A 22,570-nucleotide genomic window follows, 5' to 3' on the forward strand; every position below is an offset into this window, starting at 1 on the left:
GCCATCATATGTCCCAAATGGTTCATTATTTATTCGCGGAACGACTCATTTCGTTATTCAAATTGGCGCCTGTGAATACTATACTCGGTTTATTAGAGCGATGCTTATTAATGGGAGGTCGATTATGTTGGAATTTGTAGATTTATTAACCAATCCGGACAATGTTGAAATCGAATGGGAAGAGGGATGGGTTCGCGCCTCGTTTCGTTCAAGGGAATGGTATGCAGGTGAAACTGTCATTTCATTTGAATCAAAGACTAATCGTATGGCGGTTCGATTAAGTGGAGGTCAGACACCAGTAAGGCGGCTTCATTTGAGATGGAAACGCAAGCTCGATAGCGGTATTCGCTTACTGGGTGATCAATGGGAACGCGGTTACGGGGATTTGGAGTGGAGAGGTCTTGTTGCTGAACGTGAAATGCCATGGTATTTTCTTTTATCAGGAGGAGGTCGGACACATGGCTACGGCGTAGAAACCGGCACAAGTTCCTTTTGTTATTGGCAAGCTGATGCAGGTGGGATTAGCCTTACGCTTGATGTCCGCTGCGGTGAAGCGGGAGTACTGCTGGGCGATAGAACGCTCGAAGCTGCAGTAATTGTAACGAGAGAAGGCGCAGAGGGTGAATCGGCATTCAGTGCAGCTACAGCTTTTTGCCGAATGATGTGCAAGCAGCCGATCCTTCCTGCACAGCCGGTTTATGGTGGAAATAACTGGTACTATGCCTATGGGAATAGCTCGACGGCAGCGATAATTGCTGATTCAGAGCGCATATCGAATTGGTCTTCTTCGATGGATAACCGACCGTTTATGGTCATTGATGACGGTTGGCAGCTTTGCAGCGGAGGGGGCAGCTGTAACGGTGGACCTTGGCAGCCTAACTATCAGTTTTCTGATATGCAGAAATTAGCTGGCGATATGAAAGGGATTGGGGTTCGACCTGGCATATGGTGCAGACCGCTATTAGTCGCAAACAGTGTGCCTTATCATTGGAGAAGGTATGGTGGTCATCAAACCGATGGTATTTATTTGGACCCAAGTGTGCCCGATGTGCTTGATTATGTAGGCAATGAAATTCGCAAGCTGCATGATTGGGGCTACGATCTAATCAAGCATGATTTCTCCACTTTTGATATTTTTTCCAAATGGGGCTTTGAAATGGGCACATCCATGAGTAATCATGGTCTAGCCTTTGCTGATCGTACGAAGACAACAGCGGAAATTATTGTCGCTTTGTATAAGAAGATTGCAGAAGCATCCGCTGATAGCTTGATAATTGGATGTAACACAGTAGGACACTTGGCAGCGGGCTTGGTTGAAATTCAGCGGACTGGTGACGATACGAGCGGTAAAGAATGGGAGCGTACTCGCAAAATGGGCGTCAACACGCTTGCGTTCCGCATGCCGCAGCATGACACCTTCTTTGCGGCTGATGCCGATTGTGTTGGCTTGACGAGCGACGTGCCTTGGAATTTGAACAAGCAATGGCTGGAGCTATTGTCCGAAAGCGGCACACCGCTGTTCATTTCTGCAGATCCAAAGGCGGTTGGCACGGAGCAGGAAGCAGCCATTCGCAAAGCGTTCGAGCGAGCATCTAAACCGCTGCCGCCGGCTGAACCGCTGGACTGGCTTGATGACCGCTGTCCGTCCCGATGGAAGCTAGCCGGAGAGGAACGGCATTTCGATTGGTATGCTGAGCGCGGCGTACAGCTGAATGAGCGTCCTGAAGTTATTCTAAGGGAGCAGTAGGGTCGGAGCTGGGTAAATGAACGGAATGAGGCTCCACCTCAAGCGGTGTTAAATAGCTTATCGTTGATTTATGCTGTCTCCGATATGCGCCTGGCGTTAGTCCAGTCCACTTGGCGAACTGCCTAATAAAGCTTTGCACATTCTCGAATCCAATTCGGAAAGCGATCTCTTCAAGGGGTACGTTTCGCATGACAAGCATATGCATCGCTTCCTGCTGTCTAATGATCGATAAATATTGACGAGGCGACATCCCGTAAGCTTGTTGAAACAAGCGACCGGCATGTCTGCGGCTAATGCCTATCTTATCTGCGATGGTTTCAAGCCAGTTGCTCGTTGTTGAATCCGTTCCTAACTCATTAAATGTGCTGAGCAGTGCCTCTATTTCCCTGGCGATCTGATCAGAAATCGGCTGCTCATTTGGTTTTTTGGTGGAGCGTACGGCTGATTTGTACACATACTCCTCCAAATGCACGAGCATTTCGTTACAAAGCATAAAGACGCGGTGAGTAGATGTATCCTGCTGCAAGCAAGAAATTAGTGCTTTTAGCAAAGGGTTAAGATGTTGATTGAGCGGGTGCTCTCTTGCAAATAAATACTCACCGCTTGATCGAAACGCGTAGAGCAGCTTGCTGTCTACATTTTGTAAATGAATGACAAAACCGCTCATCGGCTGCTGCTGTGGAACATGAAAGTCATGCAGCTTCATGGGTGGAATTAGAATAATATCGCCTTCATGCTGTGAGAAGCTTTCATTTCCAATACGCGCTGTTTGTTCGCCGCTTAGAACGATATTGATTTCGAGCATGCGATGATGCAGATGTAAATCGCATACGGGACCAGGACCGAATTGGAACGTACGCATTCCGTATAAGAAAAGCTGTTCTTTATAATTGGGAAACGATTGGTTAAGCGCAGGGATAAGACCGCTCATCATAGCTCCTTCGTAAGCAAAAATGTTTATACATGTATTATCTCTCTTACAACTGGAATATTGCAATGAGAGCAAAAACCTAAGCGATGAATAAAGGGGAGTTTCTTCTTAGAAATAGGGAGGACTCTTCTTTTTTTCGCAATGGGACTACCATACGATTATTATGAATGCTCATAGCCGATGGGGTGAAGGAGATGGTACAATTATAGGAAAAGCTAATTTAAGGGAGAGACATATGGAGGTTCATAGACTAGATGAATTAAGACAAGCCATCGATCAAATCGATCGCGAAATGATTTCCTTGCTTGCGAAGCGGTTTCAATTAACAGAAGAAGTGGGTATGTACAAGGCAGTAAATCAACTATCCGCACAAGATCCGAGTCGTGAAGCTAATCAATTTGACAAAATAAAGACGCTTGCAAGCAGTCAAGAGTTAAACCCGGAATATGCAGCCTCTATATATAGATGCTTGATGGACGTAGTTATCTCGCGACATAAGGAAATCGAGCAAAGGTATGTTCAGAACAATCGGATTTAGCTGATATAGAATATTAATAAACCATTTTGTAACGAAGGAAGGGATGGAAACGATGATTTTATATGAGAAGGAAGACGCATTCATATTAATCGCACAGCATGATCATGCGAGGATATCTGGAGATCTTGTTTCTGCCTGGCAAAGCCAGTTATTTCATAGTGATGAGCGAAAAGATGAATTAGCTTACGCTGCTTACGAGCATGACAGCAGTTGGATTGATCTAGATCGTATCCCACTGTGGAATGACGCAGCGAATATGCCTTTTTCGTTCCGTGATTTTCCAGGCAACATCCGCTTTTTCTTCTACTCCAAAGGTTTGGATCATGTTCAGAAAACGAGTGAATATGCAGCTCTACTTGGAAGCATCCTCTATACGACGCTTGCCGAAAGGTTCCGAAATGATGACACGATTACGTTTGTGGAACGTGAATTTGCTAGGCAAAGCGCCATCATTGAGCGGCTGCAGCTGGACGTAAAGCTGCTTCAGCTTCATGCGAAGGCACTGCTGCTTTGTGATGAACTGTCGCTGTTTGTATGCATGGAGCAGCCGGGCACACCGCGGCACCAATATGAATGGTTTTCTAACGGGTTCCCTTATTGGTTCGATCGTACGGGTCAAACTTCATTGATAGCAGAGTGGAAGGATGAAACGACCATTCAATTGAATCCGTTCCCTTTCAATCATGAGGTGGAGACTACGTTGTCCTATAAAGAGGTAAGCAAGGACGATATATCCGTTTACGGCATAGCCGAAGCTTACCAGCGAGCTAAGCTGCTTAAGCATAAGATTCGCTTTCAACAAGCGCCGAAGGATTAGGAATCGCTTGAAGTTAGGATACTGTCCAATGGACGGTATCCTTTTTCCAATACCCATACTTACTTAATGGGCCCCATCGAATTTATTTCTATATCCACTTTAACATTCACTTCAGCATTCGAAAATGCTTCACCCCATTGATCCTCAACCTTGCAAAATTCCTCGTATTCATGTGCTCTTGCATAAACACCAAGCCCTATTGGATCGATTTTATTTTTTTGCAGTTTCCCTATAATGGCCAAAATTTGATCCTTTATGAGGATCTCAACTTGTTTTTCAAGCTCTTTATCATTCTTCTCTACGTTGAATGGGAATAGATGCTCAGAGAGACCAACCCTTGTTTTAATGTGAATATCAAACTTGAATTTATTGTTTTTATATGCAGTCTTGATTTTTGTTTTTACTTTGGCGCCAGTCAGGCTCAGAATATTAGTTTGGAATGGCCCATGAACGGGCTCATCAGGAATTTGATAGGTTAAACTGAAGCCCGGTGCAGCTTGCTCCTGCAAAATACTCAGCAAAATCGTTTCCTGTGAGCCCAAGGAAAGGACATACTTGCCTCGCTGATTCAGCAAAGCAGAGCCTTTCAGCCTAACCTGCTTGTTGACGATCTTCACTTCAGCAATGTAAGGGGTTATGCCCATATCATAAAATTGCCTGTGAAATTCTTGGGCGGTCGTCGCATACGTTTCCGATTTTACGGCTTTGGTGTCGACCATGCCCCGGAGTAGAATAGGAAGCAGCGGCTGATCTGGCGGATTTAATAAAAAAACATCCTCCACAGACCCGTCAACGGCAATAACACGGTCGGTAACCGTGTTTCTTGCATCACGAAACAGTACATCGAGCAAAGGAATCCAATCCTCATAACTCAAAAAATGTCTGCCTAGGAGGATAACCTGATAATTTCGTCCTTGAAGGGAGCCGCTTGACTGGGCATCTTGAACCCCTTTGGATTGTCGAAGCGATTCAACTCTTCCCGATGTTTCTTGACTCTTTTTCTTAATATTTTTGCTGAAAACAGGAGCGGAGGAGTAAAAATGAAGTTTTTCATTTTTATCCAAGTCAAGTCCAAGTGCAAGTGGTGTTGCCGCATTTTCTAAGTACAGCTGATCCCCGCAACCAGACGTGGTGAGGCAAATGGTAATGATTAAGCAACTAACGAAAAAGAACTGCTGCTTCATAGACCAGCCCTCCGGTGTATTCGTTTGTAAATGACCATATAAACGAGCAATAGACTAGGTAGTATATATTCCATCCCAAAACCAAACCAAGTAAGCCATACTTCAATTTCATCGCTTTGCTTGAAAGAGGGAATATAAATAAAAGTGGCTATCGCTAGAATAATGCACAGGATGCGCAAAGGTGCATGATGGTTGCTTAGTCCAAAAACCTTGCTTATGCAGTAAGTGACTATATACATAGACGGTATCCAAACTAGTGAGAAGACGAACAAATAAAAAGCGATGAAAGGCACCTCAATCCGTTCAATAAAACGAAATTCGATCGTTTTTAGAATACTGATGATCGGTTCATTATAAAGAGTAATTTCATGGGGACTGAAGTAGATGAAGCATATAATTGTAATAAATAGATGTACAGAAAGGGTAATCGTACTGGATATAAAAACGGAAGAAGCAGCTTTTTCTTTCTTTACTAAATAGGGATAAAAAATAAATACGGCAGCTAAGCCGAGGTTCGGATAAATAGTTGCTTTCACCGCAGCTAGGACGGGCAGCCAACCTTCTTTTAATATCGGCAGTAAATTGAGCCAATGGGCATATTTAAGGGTAAATAGATAGACAAAAGGCAACCAACATGAAATGACAGCTACTAGTTCGGCATATCGACCTAAGATGCGAGGGCCGTTTATTGCAATTTTATAAGCGGGAACTAACAGCAAAACCATCAATATGTAAGACTGTGTGTTCGGCATCAGCCAAATTTTTATTATAAGAATGGTGCGTACGAGACCGTCATACATAAGGGTAAGGAAAAACAAGGCCAGCAATATGGCGACTCCTTTGGCGATCCATTTACCCATCATCGTAGGCAGCGCATCAACTAAAGTCTTACCAGAACAGTGTCTCATAACCATAATAATGATATAGCCGCATAAGACACTGAGGGCATAACCGATCAGAATAGATATCCAGCCATCTGTTCCAGCTAATTCTGCTAGATTTCTCGGTAAATTCAGGACGGCGACACTTATCTGAATACCGGAAATAATAAAAATAAATTGCATCGAAGTAATCGTATTTCCTTCGGTATTAGTCAAGGGGATCAATCCTCCTTCCGGTTGTTTGTTTGACGTTTTTCTTGAAGCGGGAGCGAGTTCTTAGGTCTCTTTTCCATCAGCCATAACGGTGCGCGTATTAGGGTATCCTTCCAATCCGAGAACCGAACCGGTGCCAGTGGACTTCCGTAAGGCATTCCAAGTGATTTAAGCGTCAATAAATGAGCGATCATCGTCATCAAGCCAATAATGATCCCGACAAACCCGAACAATGAGGATAGAATCATTAACAAGAAACGAATTAAGCGAACGGCCGCAACCATATCGTAGTTTGGCAAAATAAAAGAAGAAATGGCCGTAAATGCCACAACGATGACCATAACGTTGCTTATTAAGCCTGCTTGAACGACAGCCTGCCCGAGTACGATACCACCAACGATGCCGACGGTCTGACCAACAGGAGCAGGAAGACGGACACCTGCTTCACGAAGCATTTCTAATGTAATTTCCATCAGAATAGCCTCTACAAATGGAGGAAAGGGTACTTGCCCGCGCGATTCCCCTAGGGTGAGCAGCAGCTTCATCGGAATGATCTCAATGTGAAAGGAAACTACTGCAATATAAAAGGCAGGCAGAAACGCAGCTGTAATGAATGCAAACATTCGCAGCAGTCTCAAGAAGGTTGCAATGGACCAACGTGTGCTATAGTCGTCTATGCTTTGGAAATAAGAGAAGAAGCTGACTGGAGCAACAAGCACGCTTGGCGAACGGTCTACGACAACGACGCATCTTCCTTGTAAAATTTGCGATGCAGCGGAATCTGGTCGCTCTGTAAGGACGAATTGCGGGAAAAGCGAGTACGGATTATCCTCAATCAGCTCAGCGAGCTCTCCCGTATTTAAAATGACATCCACGTCGATCTTCTCGATCCGCTCCTTAAGCGCGTTTAACAAACGTGGATTCATCACGTCCTCTAAGTACATGATCGTTACGCTGGTCTGCCCGCGCTGACCGACAATCAGCCTTTTCATTTTCAATTCGCGATTAGGAATATAACGTCTAATCATAGCAATATTTTGTCCGCTGGTTTCGAGGAAGCCTTGATGGGCGCCCTTTAAGGAGGTCTCCATTTGTGGATCCTCGATTGCACGCTGGGGCCAGCCGCTTGTGCCCAGCACATATGCCGTGTCTCTACCGTTAACAAATAATATGGATTTACCATGCAGTATTGCAATTTCAATTTTGTACCAATCCGATTCTTCTATGATTTGTCCAACTGTCATCATTAACTCATCGCCGGGTTTTCCCCCGCCAGGTTCAAGCTGCAAGGGGCGGAGGACGTCACTATTAATCGCCGTTCCATCAGTCAGCCCATCTATGTAGATTAGGGCGGCTTGCTCAGTTGTTTGCCTGATAGTTAGTTGTCGCATAACTAAATCGTTTGTATCGCAAAATATTTCTTTTATGCGTTCCATATTTACGGTCAGATCTGAGCTAATAGGTTCAGATTGTTCCATTGTTTACGTCCTCCTAACCTCTTTGCCATCTTGATTGATACACCTATTTTGCCACGGTTTACCATAGCTATACGCATGCAAAATAAATACCCCCTTGCAGAAGTGCAAGAGGGTAAAAATAGATGTTATTTGGTTTTTCAGCTTTTGCTAACGTCCTACGAGCCTGATTTAAACAACGTGGCGATAGAGCCGCCTTCGGTAATGATCTTGATTGCTGTTGCAAGCAGCGGGGACATCGGCAATACGACAAATTTATTCGAATGCGCTTCACCGATGTCGATCGTATCCGTTATGACGACCTCGCGGATGTTCGGATGGTCTAGCTTCTCAAGTGCATTAGCTGAGAAAAGCCCATGTGTTGCACATATGTAAGAATCATGCGCACCTTTTTTCTTAAGCGCCTCTACGACGTTTACGATTGTGCTGCCCGTATCGATCAAGTCTTCAATAATAATCGGCGTCATTCCTTCAACATCACCGATGATATGCGTAATTTCAGACTGATTATGAGCTGGTCGATTCTTGATCATAATCGCAAACGGACAGTCTAATAATCCGGCTAGCTTCTCAGCAGTCGTAGCTCGTCCCGCATCAGGTGATACGACGACAGGGTTTTTGATTTTTTTGCTTCGCAAGTATTCAATGATTAAATCAAGCGCTGTTAAATGATCGACTGGAATATCGAAAAATCCTTGAATGGGATCTGCGTGCAAATCGACGGTAATGATTCGATTAGCTCCAACGGTAGTTAATACATCTGCTACCATCTTAGCAGAGATTGGCTCACGCGGCGCCGATTTCCTTTCCTGACGTGCATAACCATAGTATGGCATAACGATATTGATGGTTTTGGCGGATGCGCGCTTGGCAGCGTCAATCATGACGAGCGTCTCGATTAAATGCTCGTTGACGGGATGGGATAACGATTGGACGATGAAAACGTCACAGGTACGAATCGGTTCCCCGTATGATACATGAATCTCGCCACTTTGATGCCTGGATATAGCGACATTGCCTAGCGGAAGCTCAAGTTCCTTACATAACTCCTCGGCAAGCTTTGGGTTGGAAGTGCCGGAAAAAATTTTAACCTTTTGCATGTGATCCTCCTAAAGGTTTGCGTAGCAAACCATCTTCGTAAGCATAAACTTAGGTTTGCGCAGCAAACCATCTTCGTAAGCAGTATGATGCTACGATAAACGACATTGTTTGCTCAATCATAACAAACAAAACAAAAGAGGACAAATATTTGATGAAACGTCTTTACTATTGGAACAAATAATGAATGATGATAAAGTAGATCAAGGAAAAAGTACCAAAGAAGGAGTTGCCTTACGTGCTTGATCAGAACAAAATGCAATTCAAAAATCATTCAACGGGCGTAAAACGAATATGGCTTATCCTATTGCTCGGATCATTATCGGCATTCGGGCCGCTGTCTTTAGATATGTATTTGCCAGCACTACCCCAGTTGACGAATGACTTTGTAACAAGTTCGTCCCTTGTACAGTTGAGCTTAACTGCATGTATGATTGGACTATCCGTTGGTCAGCTGTTCTCTGGGACATGGAGCGACATCCGCGGGCGGAGATTCCCACTGCTTATTTTTCTTGCTGTATATGGGATCTCGTCCGTTTTGTGCGCGTTTGCCCCATCAATCGGCATCCTTATTGTGCTCCGATTTATTCAAGGTTTTTCCGGCTCGGCAGGAATCGTAATCTCCCGCGCTATCGTGCGAGATATGTATGAAGGGCCAGAGCTTACTCGTTTTTTTGCCATGTTAATGTTAGTCAACGGCGCGGCGCCTATATTTGCACCCATTGCAGGCGGGCAGCTGCTTAAAGTAACGTCATGGGAAGGCGTATTTATCGTACTTGGCGTTTGGGGCGTTCTGATTTTTGCTGCTGTATTATTTGGTATGCCGGAAACACATCCTCCTGAGAAACGTATGGTGGGCGGCTATCGGCAGACGATTTCGACTTTTGGCATCCTGCTGCGCGATCGATCGTTTATGGGCTACGCGCTGGCACAGGGACTTGTTATGGCGGCCATGTTCGCATACATTGCGGGTTCGCCTTTCGTGCTGCAAAATGTTTACGGCGTAACGCCGCAAGGCTTCAGTCTGTTATTTGCCCTTAATGGTTTAGGCATCATTTTATTTGGACAGCTCACGGGACGCTTGGCGGTAAAAGTCGGAGAGAGCAGACTGTTTTCAATTGGTCTTGCTATGGCGGTGACGGCGGGTGGAATATTGCTTATCATGATATTAATTGGAGCACCGCTAATTGCGATTCTTGTACCCTTGTTTTTTGTTGTATCTAGCGTTGGTGTTATTACGACGACTGGGTTCTCCTTAGCGATGCAAAAGCATGGACATGCAGCGGGCAGCGCGTCTGCATTGCTTGGTCTGTTATCCTTTACCTTTGGCGGCATTATATCACCGCTTGTTGGTCTTGGCGGAAGCGCGAATGCGCTCCCTATGGGAATCTGGATAGCCGTTGCAGAACTTGGTGCTGTGGCTTGTTATATTATTTTAATTAAAAAGCCGTTCCTTAAGTCCTAGTCGGAAGAGGTAGCCATCCTGAATAAGTAGCGTAAGCTACTTTGGATCGGCTCTTTTTTTTGCTGTACGCGTAGGTGTATAATGTGTGCTTAGAAGGAAGTGGAAGCATGTCCAGAGAAAAAAGAGCTTATGAGCTGGTCGCGTTGAAGGAAATTGCAGAGACGCTTAATAGCACAAACGATATGGATCAAATGCTGAATGATGTGCTTGCCAAGCTGCTTCATGTAACAGGATTTACTACGGGATGGATATTTATGATGGACAATAAATCCGATAATCTATGCGTGGCTAGCCATAATTTACCTAAAGGATTAGCAGCGAACAATCAAGCGGTCATGTGCGGTGAAGCTTGCTGGTGCGTGGAAAGATTTAAGCAAAACAAGCTGGATCATGCGGTAAATATTATTGAATGCTCGAGAATTACATATGCCATAACGAATAATCTTGGTGATACTGAGGATGTTACTCATCATGCGACGGTACCGCTAAAAGCAGGGACGGATCTATTCGGATTATTAAATGTTGCTGAGGCTGGAAAAAATCGGTTCTCCGAGGAGGAGCTTGCGCTACTTCAAGCTGTTGCTTATCAGATTGGAACGGCGATTAAACGAATCCGCCTATATCAAGTACAGGAGCAGCATGCGATTCATTATGCAAAGCTTGGTGATGTTATTCAGAAAATAAACGCCATACAAGATATAAACCGTCTACCGCTTCAAGCGGTTAGTCATATAGGTGATACATTCTCTTGGCAGCATGTTTCATTATTTATGTACGAACAGGAGCAATTATCGCTGCGTGCACATTATACAGACAATCAAGTCCGAAAAGAGTGGCTGTCGCTAGCAATCGATAAAGGAGGGATGGTTAGTAAAGCATTTCACGAAAATCGGCTAATCAAACAATCCACTTGCGATAGCGAGTCTTGCTCGTCATTGTCGTCTATCGGCATTCCTCCGTTCTCGTCGGCAGTAGCGATACCGCTCCGCATTCGCAGCCGTCCGATTGGCGTACTGTTTGTAAGCAGCCAGTTTGGCAAACAATTTGATGATTACCTAGAGGACTTCATGTATTCACTTGGTGATCATTTCACATTATGCGTAGAAAATTTGCGGGTGTATGAGCAGCGGCGCGAGCTGGCCCGCATGGAAGAGCGGAATCGAATGGCAAGAGATCTGCATGATTCGGTCATTCAAAAGGTGTTCTCAATGTCCTTTCTTGCGAAGGGAGCCGAGACGGTGCTAGCTGGCAAAGAGCCTGTCGTAGAACGATCATTGCAAGAAATTAGACAGTTATCACAGGAAGCTCTGAAGGAAATGAGAACATTGATTTGGCAGCTGCGTCCGGCAGGACTCGAGCATGGTTTGCTTACGGCGCTAAAGCAATACGGCAAAAGTATGGACTTGACCGTGTATGAGAAGGTAGAGGGCGTTCGCGAGCTTCCGCGTGCGATTGAAGAAGCCCTATGGAGAATAGGGCAGGAGGCACTGAATAATGTAAGGAAACATGCGGATACGAACACGGTGTATGTTCGGCTCATCAAGTCAGAGTGCCGCGCTAGCTTGGAGATTATGGATAGGGGCCGTGGTTTTTCGCAAGAGAAACGTAAAGGTAAACTGACCATGGGAATGCTAACAATGAGGGAACGAGCAGAAACGCTTGGCGGTGACTTAACGATAAAGAGCGGTAAAGGACAACCAACAATCGTGACAGCTGTTATACCGATCGCGACTGAAATGGAAATGTGGGAAGAGGAATGAGGAAACGTTTTGACTATAAAAATTTTGCTGGTGGATGATCATCAAATTGTATTGAAGGGAATCTCTTTTTTTCTAAGTATGCAGCCTGATTTTGAGCTGGTAGGTGAAGCAAATAATGGCAAGGAAGCGGTAGAAAAAGCTGCTGAATTAAAGCCTGATATTATACTGATGGATTTGAATATGCCGGTTATGGACGGTATCGAGGCGAGCAATCTAATAGCTAGGCAAAATCCTGATATTAAAGTACTCGTGCTCACAAGTTTCTCGGATCGCAGTCATATCGTTCCTGCTCTGCAATCGGGGGCTGCTGGTTATATGCTGAAGGATGTAGAACCTGATCAGCTTGCAGAAGCAATCCGCAGTGCCTATAAAGGTAATATTCAACTGCATCCGGACATCTCCAATGCGTTACTTGCTCAAGTATCGCCAGAGATGAATTCGTTAAAAGGGCTTCCGATTCGTGAATTAAGTGAAATATTGACTCCGAGGGAGCTTGAGGTTCTGCAGCTGCTCACCAAAGGAATGAGCAACAAAGATATCGCTCATACACTTACTGTGGCTGAGAAAACCGTCAAAACACATGTGAGCAGCATTTTAAGTAAATTAGATTTAACGGACCGAACGCAAGCTGCTCTGTATGCCGTGCAATTAATGAGAGAACCTGAATGACCTACGTACTTAAGACTATAGTCGTAAGACTAGCTCTCCGCCTTTGGCGGTTTTTTTATGTCTATTTTTCGGTCTATTTACCGATGAATGTTCCTTGAAAACTATATACAATTAAGGTACTTACAAAAAGTAAACAAACACCTTGGAGGGAAACATACAATGAGTACAGTATTATTTATTAAAGCAAATGACCGCGGAATTGAACAGGCAGTTAGCGTTAAGCTATATCAATCTTTTCTAGACAGCTACACAGCTAGCCATCCAGAAGACACTGTGGTAGAACTTGATTTGTTCAATGAAAACTTGCCTTACATGAACGCTGATATGATTAATGGTAACTTTAAAGCAGCTCGCGGCTATGACCTTACTCCAGAAGAGCAAGCAGCTGTAACCGTATCAAGCAAATATATGGATCAATTTCTTGCGGCTGATAAAGTGGTTTTCGCATTCCCGCTTTGGAACTTCACGGTTCCTGCTGTATTGCACACTTATATCGACTACCTATCACAAGCAGGCAAAACGTTCAAATATACTGCTGAAGGCCCAGTTGGTCTTATCACGGATAAAAAAGTCGTATTGCTTACTGCACGCGGCGGCATTTATTCCGAAGGACCTGCAGCTTCAATTGAAATGGCACACAACTTTATCCGTACGGTAATGGGCTTCTACGGTGTTACCAACCTAGAAAGCATCATTATTGAAGGTCACAACCAACTTCCTGACCAAGCAGAAGCTATTGTAGCAAAAGGTCTTGAGGAAGCAACAGCATCAGCTGTTCGTTTCTAAACCAACCGTATAAAAGCGAAGGCAGCCGGACATTCGTTCGGTTGTCTTTTTTTGTGGGTACAAGATTACTGGATATAAAAAAAGGTTGACTTGATCGGCGAATCAATGTTTTTATTATATAGACCGATCGTTATAATCGAGGAGTGAATGAATGTCGGAAAAACAAAATACACGGCATGCCATACTTGAAACAGCAGCTAGACTTTTTTTTACAAAAGGGTATCATGCGACAGGATTAAGCCAAATTATTAAAGAAAGCAATTGTCCGAAGGGATCACTTTATTATTATTTCCCAAACGGCAAGGAAGAGCTTGCACTGGAATGCATTAACTGCACGAAGGAGCTTGTTATTGAGAAGTGGAGAAAGAAATTTTCTGAATATGAGGAGCCTTCTGAAGCCGTTCAGGCTTTCGTTCTAGATATGGCTGAGGATGCCGAGAAGTTTGATTATGAGGGCTATATGCCGTTTAGCTTCTGGATGGCTGTCGAAACCTCTTCGATTAGTGAGAAGCTAAGAGCAGCAGGTCAAGATGTATTTGCAGCATGGCAGAGCCTTATTTCAAAGAGGCTGGTTGAATTCGGAATGGATGAGTCTAGAGCAGTAGAGGTTGGAGTCGTCACCGTTTCCTTATTGGAAGGTGCGCTTATTCTAACGCTAACGAATCGGGACAAGCAGCCGTTGTTAACAGCAGCCAAATGTATACCGTATATCATTAATAAATGTCCTTCTCTATGAGAAGTCATGAATAAATGCTAGATAGATAATAGGAGAGTGGAATGCTTGCAAGCAACAATGACAGAATCGCAACAAAATACGGGGCAAAAATATAAAGTAATCCCCATTATGATTTCATTATTATTAAGCGGCTTTATCGGTATGTTTAGTGAAACGGCTTTAAATGTAGCGCTTAGTGATTTAATTCGCGTCTTTGACATCACGGCGCCAACTGTACAGTGGTTGACAACAGGATACTTGCTGACGCTGGGCATATTGGTTCCCGTTTCGGGGCTGCTGCTCCAATGGTTCTCGACGAGGCAGCTATTCATAGCTGCGCTTAGCTTCTCTGTATTAGGAACATTGGTAGCAGCGCTCGCACCGAGCTTTGAAGTGCTAATGACCGCACGTGTTATTCAAGCTGTAGGAACAGCGCTTTTGCTTCCGCTTATGTTTAATACGATTCTCATTATTTTCCCTGCTGAGAAACGGGGAGCGGCAATGGGTGTTATTGGTCTCGTTATTATGGTTGCACCTGCGGTAGGCCCAACAATTGCCGGTCTCTTGATTGAGAATTTGAGCTGGCACTGGATTTTCTGGCTATCGCTTCCGTTCCTTGTGATCGCTCTATTGTTTGGAATCATGTATATGCAAAATGTTTCAACAATAACAAAACCGAAAATTGATATTTTTTCACTTTTATTCTCAACGCTTGGCTTTGGCGGTATCGTGTTTGCCTTTAGCAGCGCAGGTGAAGGCGAAGGCGGCTGGGGCAGTACGAAAGTAATTGCGACGATGATCGTCGGTGTATTGTCGCTTGCTATTTTCGCTGTTCGTCAATTGACGATGAAACAACCAATGATGAATTTACGGGCATTTAAGCATCCGATGTTTGTAGTCGGTACGCTAATGGTGTTTATTTGTATGATGGTCATTTTATCCTCCATGCTCGTATTGCCTATGTATCTGATCAGCGGACTTGGTCTTAGCGCACTCACAGCAGGCCTCATTATGCTGCCAGGAGGACTAATTAACGGTATCATGTCTCCAATTATGGGAAGCCTGTTTGATAAGTTCGGTCCGAAGTGGCTCGTTATTCCAGGGCTTGTCATCGTTGCAGCTACGTTATGGTTCTTCTCAGGCATAACAACAGCATCGACCATTACGTTAATTATTGTACTCCATTCGTGCTTGATGATCGGTATCTCGATGGTATGGATGCCGGCACAGACCAATGGTCTTAATCAATTGCCACGCGAGCTGTACCCGGATGGCACTGCAATTATGAATACACTGCAGCAGGTTGCTGGCGCTATCGGAACAGCTGTTGCAGTAAGCATCATGACAGCAGGGATGACCGGCTTTATGAAGGATGTAGCAGATCCTACAGATCCGGCTAATGCACCGCTTGCCTTGACGGCGGGCATTCAGAACGCATTTATTTTCGCCATGGTTGTTGCCATTATCGGACTGATCGTTGCTTTCTTCATTAAACGGGTTATTGTAAGCAAACAGCACTGATAATATTTTTACGATGATCAAAAAAACGACCTCATTTCGCATCTATTGCGATTAGGTCGTTTTTTTTCGTTTTCTTCGGGTTCTATATAGTCATACGTCATTAAAAAAAGAGGACAAACACTGTCCATGATCTAATAAATATAAATAACGATAAACGTGCTAATAAGATTAAATGGAGGCTTCCATGAAAAAACGTAATAAGATTGTTGTTTTAATTATGGTAATTGGTTTAGTAGTTGTTTACATGTATTCTAGAAACTCAACATTTTCAGAAGAAGTAACGAACCATTTTAACGTGAAGGATGTAAGCTCAATTGAAATTATTAAAACATCTACATCTAATGAGGAGACAATAACGGTAACAGATCCAAAGCAAATTGAATTAATAATGAATGCTTTTTCTACGACAAAACTGAGAAAGGATCGTATATTAAATATTAATCATACGGAGTCGTACTGGATAACGATAAAGAATAACGGGACTAGACGGTTCGGACTAACACTGTACGATGACGAATATTTAGAGATATATAATAACAATGCAACTAAAAATGCGTTAAAATCATTTAAAATTACAAATGAGCTTAATCTAACCATTATTCAAGATTTATTTAAATGAATATACATGGAGGGAGCGTTTCCCTCTTAAATATAACGATTGACGATGAGAACAATTATCAATTACAATGATTGAAAATATGCTGTAGGCAAGCATAGCGATACTAAAGGCGGGTCAATCAATGAAAAAGGTTTTACTTATTGAGGATGAAAGAAATTTAGCACGGTTTATCGAGCTCGAACTACGACATGAATCGTTTGAGGCTGTCGTTGCATTTGACGGCAATAGTGGCCTGGAGCTTGCTTTGCGAGAAGAATGGGATGTTATTTTATTGGATCTTATGCTTCCTGGTATGGACGGAATTGAGGTTTGCCGCCGCATTCGTGAATCAAAAGAAACGCCTATCCTTATGCTTACCGCTAGAGACAGCATAACGGATCGTGTATCAGGCCTTGATAGCGGGGCGGATGATTATATTCCGAAGCCGTTTGCAATCGAAGAGCTGCTTGCGCGGCTTCGTGTTGTTTTTAGGCGACAGGAGAAGATGGCTGTGGAACATCGATCCATTTTATCTTTTGGCGAGTTGAGTGTTGATTTAGACGCTAGAATCGTTAGCAAAGGCGAACATATAATCGAGTTGACGAAGCGGGAGTATGGCTTGCTGCTCGCTTTCATGCAAAATCCGAATCGGGTGCTCTCACGCGAAACGCTGCTCGATACGGTATGGGGTTATGACGCGGCAGTCGATACTAATGTTGTTGATGTATATGTGAGGTATTTGCGCAATAAGATTGATGCCCCCGGTGGGACAAGCTGCATCCAAACGCTGCGCGGTATTGGATATGTGATGAAGAAATGAACAAACTACGTTTAGGCTTTTCCCGCATTCCGATCAAGTGGAAGCTGACGTTATGGTCAGCGCTGCTGCTATTTCTGCTATTTGCTGCTTATAACGCAGTCCAATATATGTTCGTAGAGAAATGGATGAATAAACAAGCAGAGACGAACACACAGGAAGACATGCGGGAAATATTGAATTATTTATTGGAAAAGGAGTTCACTTTCGATCAGTCAGAACTGACCGCAATAAGAAGCTTTCTTGAAAAAGTAAATGGAAAAAACCAGCTCATACGCGTGCTTGATGAGGATGGAGCACCTATCATTGTCGTTTCTGATGATCTATCAGAGGAGTGGGTAAATGCTTATCCGGCTTCGAGCTTGGCTGCAACAGGGTCATGGTTTCTTGATCAAAATCTGCTGCTTATGCGTAGTCCGTTAACGATCTTCTCGTTTAACGGCACGATAGAAATTGTGAGAAACATCGAGGATTTTGAGAAGCTTAGTTCAGCTTTTTTTCGCATAATGTTAATTTGCTGCGTTGGAGCTATTATCATTAGCGTTATCGGCGGGGGATTACTGGCGAGGCAGCTGCTTAAACCGCTTCAAACAATGAATGATGCTATGATTGGTGTAAAGCAAAAGGGCATACAAGAACGGGTTCAGCTAAACGAAAATAAAAATGATGAAATTGCGACGCTCATGAAGCTGTTTAATGAAATGATGGATCAGCTTGAGCGCTCGTTCGGACAACAGAAACAATTTGTAGAGGATGCTTCTCATGAGTTAAGAACGCCAATCGCTATCATTGAAGGACATTTGGCGCTGTTGCAGCGCTGGGGAAAGGATGACCCTGCTGTTTTGGAGGAGTCCTTGCATGCTTCTTCGCAGGAGCTCGCTCGTCTGAAGGGACTCGTACAGGAATTGCTCGCTTTGTCTCGTGCGGAGAAAGAGCCTGCTTATGGAAATGATCAGTGGCCGTATGCGAAGCAAACGATTGAACAGCTTATTAAAAATATAGAGGTGCTTCACCCGGATTTTTATTTCCATGCTGATTTGAACCTTTTGTCGCGTGTAGAAATTTTTATATCCGAGCAGCACCTGGAGCAAATCATTCTCATTTTACTCGATAATGCAGTTAACTATTCGGGAGAAAGCCGCAAAATAGAGCTTTGCTGCTTGCTAGGGGAAACAGATGTTGTCATTCAAGTGACAGACTTTGGCGTAGGCATATCTGATCATGATTTGCCGCTCGTTATGAATCGCTTTTACCGAGCAGACCGTTCGAGAAGCAGCGCAAGCGGCGGCCATGGGCTTGGTCTTGCGATTGCGAACCGTTTGGTGAAGCGATATGACGGAAGTTTGCTTATCGAAAGTAAACTGCATCAAGGTACATCCGTATCAGCCGTATTTAAGATGGTTACCCGAAATTGAATGTCGGGTAGCTTTTTTTTTATTTTCACAGCATTTTCTCATTTTAGTCGGTTACAATAGGAACTGTTGAGTTGGTGGTAATGATATTCATTATCAAATCATAAGAGAGAATGAGAGGTATGACCAAGATGAAGAAGAATTACATCGTAAGTGTCGTATTGTTGACGATGCTGACAGTGCTCGTATTAGCAGGCTGCGGAGCGACTAATGCAGGAAACGATAAGACCAATGGTTCATCGCCATCGCCAGAGGCGAGCCCGGCAACGACGGACGCAGCTGGTGAAAGTAATAATGCGGCTAAAGATAATAACAAGGATCAGGTTGTAAATGTATTTACAGCAAGGCATTACGATATAGACAGTCAATTGTTCGATGCATTTACTAAAGAAACGGGAATTAAAGTAAATGAAATTAAAGGTACAGCGGAGGAGCTTGTTGAACGTTTGAAGCGTGAAGGAGAGAGCTCTGAAGCTGATCTATTCATTACGGTAGATGGCGGCGTTCTGAATTATGCGAAGCAAAACGATGTACTTCAGTCGATTCAATCTACGACGGTTGATAGCAATGTACCCGCAGAGTGGCGGGATAACGATAACAATTGGGTCGGCATTGCAACCCGTGCACGCGTTATCGTTTATGCCAAAGATCGCGTGAAGCCGGAGCAGCTATCAACATATGAAGATCTTGCAGGTGATAAATGGAAAGGTAAAGTATTGGTACGTTCTTCTTCCAGTCTTTACAATCAGTCGCTGCTTGCTTCATTTATTGAACTAAATGGAGAACAAAAGGCTGAGGAGTGGGCGAAGGGGCTTGTTGCGAACTTTGCTCGTGATCCAGAAGGCGGAGACCGCGACCAAGCGAAAGCGATCGTTGCAGGATTAGGGGACGTTGCAATTATGAATACGTACTACGTTGGGCAAATGTTAAATTCCAAGGATGCGGAAGAAGTTAAGGTTGCTGAACAAATCGGTGTGTTTTTCCCGAATCAAGACACAACAGGCGCACATCTTAACATTAGTGGCGTTGGTCTTACCAAGCATGCTAAGAACAAAGATAACGCCGTTAAATTAATTGAATACATGACGGGCAAGGATGGACAAACACTGCTCACGCAAGGAAGCTTTGAATTTCCGGTGAATGCATCTGCAGACAAACCAGAGCTGCTGAAGGGCTGGGGTGACTTTAAAACTCAAAAGCTTGACTTCACAAAGCTGGGCGAGCATAACAAAAAAGCAGTCGAGCTTCTGGCTAAGGTAGGCTGGAAATAAAAATGATTCCTTCCGCATCTCTGCGAAACTTAAAGAGAAAGCTGAACGGCTGGGTGTTATTGAGCGTAATAGGGGCCATTGCGGCCCTTATTCCGTCTCTTTATATTTTATTTGGTTTGTTCGGCAAACCAAATGAAAACTGGCAGCAAATCAAAGATTATATGTTATTTGATTCAGTCGTTCAATCGTTGTATCTAGTGCTCGGCACGGTATTTTTCTCCGTTATCGTCGGTGTGACCCTTGCCTGGCTTGTTGCAGCCTATGACTTCCCAATGCGGAAGTTTTTTCACTTTGTATTTCTGCTTCCGCTGGCAATTCCTCCTTATATAGCAGCTTATACTTATGGGGCTATGCTCAGCTATACGGGAAGCATACAAGTCTTTATGCGAAATACGCTTGGTGTAAACCCAAACCAAGCTTATTTTGATATTTTGTCCATGAAGGGTGCTATTTTTGTTTTTACGATGTTTTTATATCCTTACATTTATTTGATGACCAAAACCTTTTTGGAGAAGCAAAGCGCAGCTTTTATAGAAAATGCAAGGCTGCTCGGCAAAGGACAGCTTCATATATTTTTTCGAATCGTATTGCCATTGTCGCAGGGAGCCATAATTGGCGGAGCTAGTCTAGTAGCCTTTGAGGTATTGAATGATTTTGGAGTAACGAAGCATTATGGCATTTCATCGTTTACTGCTACAATTTTTAAAACTTGGTTTGGCATGTATGATGTGGATTCCGCCCTGAGACTAGCTGCGCTGTTAATGAGCGGTATAATTGGCTTATTTATTATTGAGAGGCTGCTGCGCAGGCGCAGAATATATCATTCGGCCACTAGTAAGATAAATCCACTTAAGCGTAGGAAACTATCATTTTTAGGGGCATCTGCCGCTATTTTTATTAGTACGGTCATTTTTGCTCTTTCGTTCGCTATTCCAGTTGTTCAGCTCATCGTTTGGGCGACATGGACGTATCAAGATGTATTTAATAGTAAATTTGCTCAGCTCGTTTGGAATACATTATTGGTTTCCTTTGTAGCTATTTCAGTGCTAATGCTGCTTGCCGTTATCGTTGCAAATGTAAGCCGCAGCCTGAATCGTTCGGTTTTCTCGCTTGCAGCAACAAAGCTGATCTTAATGGGATATTCGATCCCAGGTGCTGTTTTGTCTATTGGCGTGCTTGCTTTGTTTATTTCTCTCGACCATCGACTGAGTGGACTATATGCTTGGTTAGGCTGGGGATCGAGCAAGCTTGTGCTAAGCATGTCGCTCGTCATGCTTGTTTTTGCTTATGTGGTTCGTTTTCTAGGCGTAGGGTTTAATGCAGTGGAAGCGGGTTTCGATAAAATAGGCAATCGTTATACAGAAGCATCCAGAACGTTAGGCATGGGAATGACAGCTACCTTCTTCAAAGTAGATCTCCCTTTAATAAAAGGGTCAATATTAGCAGGCTTTCTATTAACGTTTATGGAAATTATGAAGGAGCTTCCTCTGACGCTGCTGCTGCGCCCGTTTAATTTCGAGACGCTCGCGACAAAAGCTTATCAATACGCAAGCGATGAACAAATTCATCAAGCATCGGTACCGTCTTTATTCATTATCGCGATTGGTATGGTAACTGTCTTTTTTTATCATTGGTTGGGAGAGAAGAAATCAAGATGAATTTTTTTGAGCTTACTAATGTTTCTTTTAGCTATGCAAATGGGAAAAAGAGCGTACTAGAGGGCTACTCCATGCAAATGCAAAAGGGTGAAGTTGTAGGAGTGCTAGGTCAAAGCGGGTGTGGGAAAAGCACGCTGCTGCGAATTATAGCCGGACTCGAGATTCCTGCCTCGGGACGTATCGTCGCGGGCGGTAAAGTCTTAGTGGATGACGAGCAATTTATTCAGCCTGAGCAGCGCGGCATTGGCATGGTGTTTCAGGATTATGCGTTGTTTCCACATCTGACAGTCGGTCAAAATATATTATTTGGTTTGCATCGATTATCGAGAAAAGATAGACTAAAGCGCTTAGATGAAATGCTGGAGTTGATACAGTTAAAAGATTTCATCAAGCGTTATCCCCATGAGCTAAGCGGCGGGCAGCAGCAGCGTGTTGCTTTTGCTCGTGCACTTGCCCCGTCTCCCTTATTATTGCTGATGGATGAGCCATTTAGCAGTTTGGATTCTCACTTAAAGCAAAGTATCAGGGAGGAGCTAAAGCGATTGCTCCACAAAGCCCAAATTACCTGCATGTTTGTCACTCATGATCAAGACGATGCAGCTGCTATTTGTGATCGAATCATTCAAATCCCATATAGACAAACCCCTGTAATCCCGATATGATTGATTAAATAATCGCATAATTGAATAAAGAAGGTGCAAACAAAAGCATGCTTTTGTTTGCTTAATAGGGAAGTCCGGTACAATGCCGGCGCGGTCCCGCCACTGTATGTGAAGAGTGTTTCTCTGCAAAATGCCACTGTCTGTTCATAGGATGGGAAGGTTTGAGAAACGCGTTGACGCACGAGCCAGGAAACCTGCCTTTTTTGTTTTGTTTCTCATTCTTCGGGGGTAAGAATGTGGAGGCGTAATCGTTTTGCAGGACGCATCATATATTTTAGTTATATACGGTTGCTATTCTTTCATTCGACATGCAGATCCCCTAATAGAAGGGGGTCTTTTTTTATTGTAAAGA

At 43.8% G+C, this 22,570-nt stretch carries 20 protein-coding genes and 1 riboswitch; of the genes, 15 read left to right on the forward strand and 5 right to left on the reverse strand.

Annotated elements, in window-relative coordinates; translation table 11 throughout:
* Nucleotides 1–124 precede the first annotated feature (124 nt).
* Entirely contained in the window at nucleotides 125–1,747 is a 1,623-nt protein-coding gene (locus tag AC787_RS06375; protein ID WP_235560916.1) for a hypothetical protein, read from the forward strand.
* Here AC787_RS06375 and AC787_RS06380 read toward each other — a convergent pair.
* On the reverse strand, nucleotides 1,728–2,678 hold the full coding sequence (locus AC787_RS06380) for a helix-turn-helix domain-containing protein (protein ID WP_054024009.1): 951 nt from the start codon (nucleotides 2,676–2,678) through the stop codon (nucleotides 1,728–1,730). The two genes, AC787_RS06375 and AC787_RS06380, sit on opposite strands and share 20 nt — an antisense overlap.
* Nucleotides 2,679–2,913: 235 nt before the next feature.
* On the opposite strand from AC787_RS06380, the gene AC787_RS06385 reads away from it, so the two are divergent.
* Together AC787_RS06385 and AC787_RS06390 are read left to right on the forward strand one after the other, a co-directional pair.
* Nucleotides 2,914–3,216, forward strand: a complete 303-nt coding sequence (locus AC787_RS06385; RefSeq protein ID WP_054024010.1) for a chorismate mutase — start codon at nucleotides 2,914–2,916, stop codon at nucleotides 3,214–3,216.
* Nucleotides 3,217–3,259: 43 nt separating this feature from the next.
* Nucleotides 3,260–4,033 carry a DUF3891 family protein gene (locus AC787_RS06390; protein ID WP_082360654.1) on the forward strand — a complete coding sequence of 258 codons (774 nt, stop codon included), beginning with the start codon at nucleotides 3,260–3,262 and terminating at the stop codon, nucleotides 4,031–4,033.
* 59 nt (nucleotides 4,034–4,092) lie between these two features.
* Here the strand turns inward: AC787_RS06390 and AC787_RS06395 are convergent, their stop codons facing one another.
* From AC787_RS06395 to AC787_RS06410, 4 genes are all read right to left on the reverse strand, one after another.
* Nucleotides 4,093–5,217, reverse strand: coding sequence for a Ger(x)C family spore germination protein (locus tag AC787_RS06395; RefSeq protein WP_054024012.1), 1,125 nt, complete (start codon nucleotides 5,215–5,217; stop codon nucleotides 4,093–4,095).
* The gene (locus AC787_RS06400) at nucleotides 5,214–6,314 is read right to left on the reverse strand and encodes a GerAB/ArcD/ProY family transporter (RefSeq protein ID WP_235560917.1); all 1,101 of its coding nucleotides are present in this window, start codon (nucleotides 6,312–6,314) and stop codon (nucleotides 5,214–5,216) included. Before AC787_RS06400 ends, AC787_RS06395 begins: the two co-directional genes overlap by 4 nt.
* 5 nt (nucleotides 6,315–6,319) lie before the next feature.
* Nucleotides 6,320–7,789 (reverse strand): spore germination protein, encoded by a 1,470-nt coding sequence (locus tag AC787_RS06405; protein WP_054024013.1) that lies wholly within the window; start codon nucleotides 7,787–7,789, stop codon nucleotides 6,320–6,322.
* Between the two features lie 155 nt (nucleotides 7,790–7,944).
* A complete protein-coding gene (locus AC787_RS06410; RefSeq protein WP_054024014.1) occupies nucleotides 7,945–8,886 on the reverse strand; it encodes a ribose-phosphate diphosphokinase in 942 nt (313 codons plus the stop codon).
* A 254-nt stretch (nucleotides 8,887–9,140) separates the two neighbouring features.
* On the opposite strand from AC787_RS06410, the gene AC787_RS06415 reads away from it, so the two are divergent.
* The 12 genes from AC787_RS06415 to AC787_RS06470 all read left to right on the forward strand — a co-directional run bounded on the left by AC787_RS06415 (nucleotide 9,141) and on the right by AC787_RS06470 (nucleotide 22,218).
* Nucleotides 9,141–10,349, forward strand: a complete 1,209-nt coding sequence (locus AC787_RS06415; RefSeq protein ID WP_054026937.1) for a multidrug effflux MFS transporter — start codon at nucleotides 9,141–9,143, stop codon at nucleotides 10,347–10,349.
* Between the two features lie 107 nt (nucleotides 10,350–10,456).
* Entirely contained in the window at nucleotides 10,457–12,109 is a 1,653-nt protein-coding gene (locus tag AC787_RS06420) for a GAF domain-containing sensor histidine kinase (RefSeq protein ID WP_054024015.1), read from the forward strand.
* Nucleotides 12,110–12,118: 9 nt separating this feature from the next.
* Nucleotides 12,119–12,778 carry a response regulator gene (locus tag AC787_RS06425; RefSeq protein ID WP_054024016.1) on the forward strand — a complete coding sequence of 220 codons (660 nt, stop codon included), beginning with the start codon at nucleotides 12,119–12,121 and terminating at the stop codon, nucleotides 12,776–12,778.
* A gap of 159 nt (nucleotides 12,779–12,937) precedes the next feature.
* Nucleotides 12,938–13,564, forward strand: coding sequence for an FMN-dependent NADH-azoreductase (locus AC787_RS06430; protein WP_054024017.1), 627 nt, complete (start codon nucleotides 12,938–12,940; stop codon nucleotides 13,562–13,564).
* A 151-nt stretch (nucleotides 13,565–13,715) separates the two neighbouring features.
* Nucleotides 13,716–14,300 carry a TetR/AcrR family transcriptional regulator gene (locus AC787_RS06435; protein ID WP_054024018.1) on the forward strand — a complete coding sequence of 195 codons (585 nt, stop codon included), beginning with the start codon at nucleotides 13,716–13,718 and terminating at the stop codon, nucleotides 14,298–14,300.
* Between the two features lie 57 nt (nucleotides 14,301–14,357).
* Nucleotides 14,358–15,800 (forward strand): DHA2 family efflux MFS transporter permease subunit, encoded by a 1,443-nt coding sequence (locus AC787_RS06440; RefSeq protein ID WP_054026938.1) that lies wholly within the window; start codon nucleotides 14,358–14,360, stop codon nucleotides 15,798–15,800.
* Between the two features lie 184 nt (nucleotides 15,801–15,984).
* Complete coding sequence (locus tag AC787_RS06445; protein ID WP_054024019.1) at nucleotides 15,985–16,419, forward strand: hypothetical protein; 435 nt, start codon at nucleotides 15,985–15,987, stop codon at nucleotides 16,417–16,419.
* Between the two features lie 121 nt (nucleotides 16,420–16,540).
* Nucleotides 16,541–17,218, forward strand: coding sequence for a response regulator transcription factor (locus AC787_RS06450; RefSeq protein ID WP_054024020.1), 678 nt, complete (start codon nucleotides 16,541–16,543; stop codon nucleotides 17,216–17,218).
* Nucleotides 17,215–18,630 (forward strand): ATP-binding protein, encoded by a 1,416-nt coding sequence (locus AC787_RS06455; RefSeq protein WP_054024021.1) that lies wholly within the window; start codon nucleotides 17,215–17,217, stop codon nucleotides 18,628–18,630. Before AC787_RS06450 ends, AC787_RS06455 begins: the two co-directional genes overlap by 4 nt.
* A gap of 128 nt (nucleotides 18,631–18,758) precedes the next feature.
* Nucleotides 18,759–19,898 (forward strand): Fe(3+) ABC transporter substrate-binding protein, encoded by a 1,140-nt coding sequence (locus AC787_RS06460; RefSeq protein ID WP_054024022.1) that lies wholly within the window; start codon nucleotides 18,759–18,761, stop codon nucleotides 19,896–19,898.
* Between the two features lie 2 nt (nucleotides 19,899–19,900).
* Complete coding sequence (locus AC787_RS06465) at nucleotides 19,901–21,556, forward strand: ABC transporter permease (RefSeq protein ID WP_054024023.1); 1,656 nt, start codon at nucleotides 19,901–19,903, stop codon at nucleotides 21,554–21,556.
* Nucleotides 21,553–22,218 carry an ABC transporter ATP-binding protein gene (locus tag AC787_RS06470; protein WP_054024024.1) on the forward strand — a complete coding sequence of 222 codons (666 nt, stop codon included), beginning with the start codon at nucleotides 21,553–21,555 and terminating at the stop codon, nucleotides 22,216–22,218. The genes AC787_RS06465 and AC787_RS06470 overlap by 4 nt, the downstream gene beginning before the upstream one ends.
* 14 nt (nucleotides 22,219–22,232) lie before the next feature.
* Nucleotides 22,233–22,435, forward strand: a riboswitch (cobalamin riboswitch).
* Nucleotides 22,436–22,570: the final 135 nt, after the last annotated feature.

It is taken from the genome of Bacillus sp. FJAT-28004 (assembly GCF_001280845.1).
In the GTDB taxonomy this organism is placed as follows: Bacteria; Bacillota; Bacilli; order Paenibacillales; family Paenibacillaceae; genus Pristimantibacillus.

Bases quoted from the DNA above. Each gene is read 5' to 3' on its own strand.
- AC787_RS06455 (WP_054024021.1), top strand. From the start codon at position 17,215: ATGAACAAACTACGTTTAGGCTTTTCCCGCATTCCGATCAAGTGGAAG.
- AC787_RS06465 (WP_054024023.1), top strand. From the start codon at position 19,901: ATGATTCCTTCCGCATCTCTGCGAAACTTAAAGAGAAAGCTGAACGGC.
- AC787_RS06415 (WP_054026937.1), top strand. From the start codon at position 9,141: ATGCAATTCAAAAATCATTCAACGGGCGTAAAACGAATATGGCTTATC.
- AC787_RS06410 (WP_054024014.1), bottom strand. From the start codon at position 8,886: ATGCAAAAGGTTAAAATTTTTTCCGGCACTTCCAACCCAAAGCTTGCC.
- AC787_RS06420 (WP_054024015.1), top strand. From the start codon at position 10,457: ATGTCCAGAGAAAAAAGAGCTTATGAGCTGGTCGCGTTGAAGGAAATT.
- AC787_RS06380 (WP_054024009.1), bottom strand. From the start codon at position 2,678: ATGAGCGGTCTTATCCCTGCGCTTAACCAATCGTTTCCCAATTATAAA.
- AC787_RS06460 (WP_054024022.1), top strand. From the start codon at position 18,759: ATGAAGAAGAATTACATCGTAAGTGTCGTATTGTTGACGATGCTGACA.
- AC787_RS06390 (WP_082360654.1), top strand. From the start codon at position 3,260: ATGGAAACGATGATTTTATATGAGAAGGAAGACGCATTCATATTAATC.
- AC787_RS06445 (WP_054024019.1), top strand. From the start codon at position 15,985: ATGAAAAAACGTAATAAGATTGTTGTTTTAATTATGGTAATTGGTTTA.
- AC787_RS06435 (WP_054024018.1), top strand. From the start codon at position 13,716: ATGTCGGAAAAACAAAATACACGGCATGCCATACTTGAAACAGCAGCT.
- AC787_RS06395 (WP_054024012.1), bottom strand. From the start codon at position 5,217: ATGAAGCAGCAGTTCTTTTTCGTTAGTTGCTTAATCATTACCATTTGC.
- AC787_RS06470 (WP_054024024.1), top strand. From the start codon at position 21,553: ATGAATTTTTTTGAGCTTACTAATGTTTCTTTTAGCTATGCAAATGGG.
- AC787_RS06375 (WP_235560916.1), top strand. From the start codon at position 125: ATGTTGGAATTTGTAGATTTATTAACCAATCCGGACAATGTTGAAATC.
- AC787_RS06440 (WP_054026938.1), top strand. From the start codon at position 14,358: ATGACAGAATCGCAACAAAATACGGGGCAAAAATATAAAGTAATCCCC.
- AC787_RS06405 (WP_054024013.1), bottom strand. From the start codon at position 7,789: ATGGAACAATCTGAACCTATTAGCTCAGATCTGACCGTAAATATGGAA.
- AC787_RS06385 (WP_054024010.1), top strand. From the start codon at position 2,914: ATGGAGGTTCATAGACTAGATGAATTAAGACAAGCCATCGATCAAATC.
- AC787_RS06450 (WP_054024020.1), top strand. From the start codon at position 16,541: ATGAAAAAGGTTTTACTTATTGAGGATGAAAGAAATTTAGCACGGTTT.
- AC787_RS06430 (WP_054024017.1), top strand. From the start codon at position 12,938: ATGAGTACAGTATTATTTATTAAAGCAAATGACCGCGGAATTGAACAG.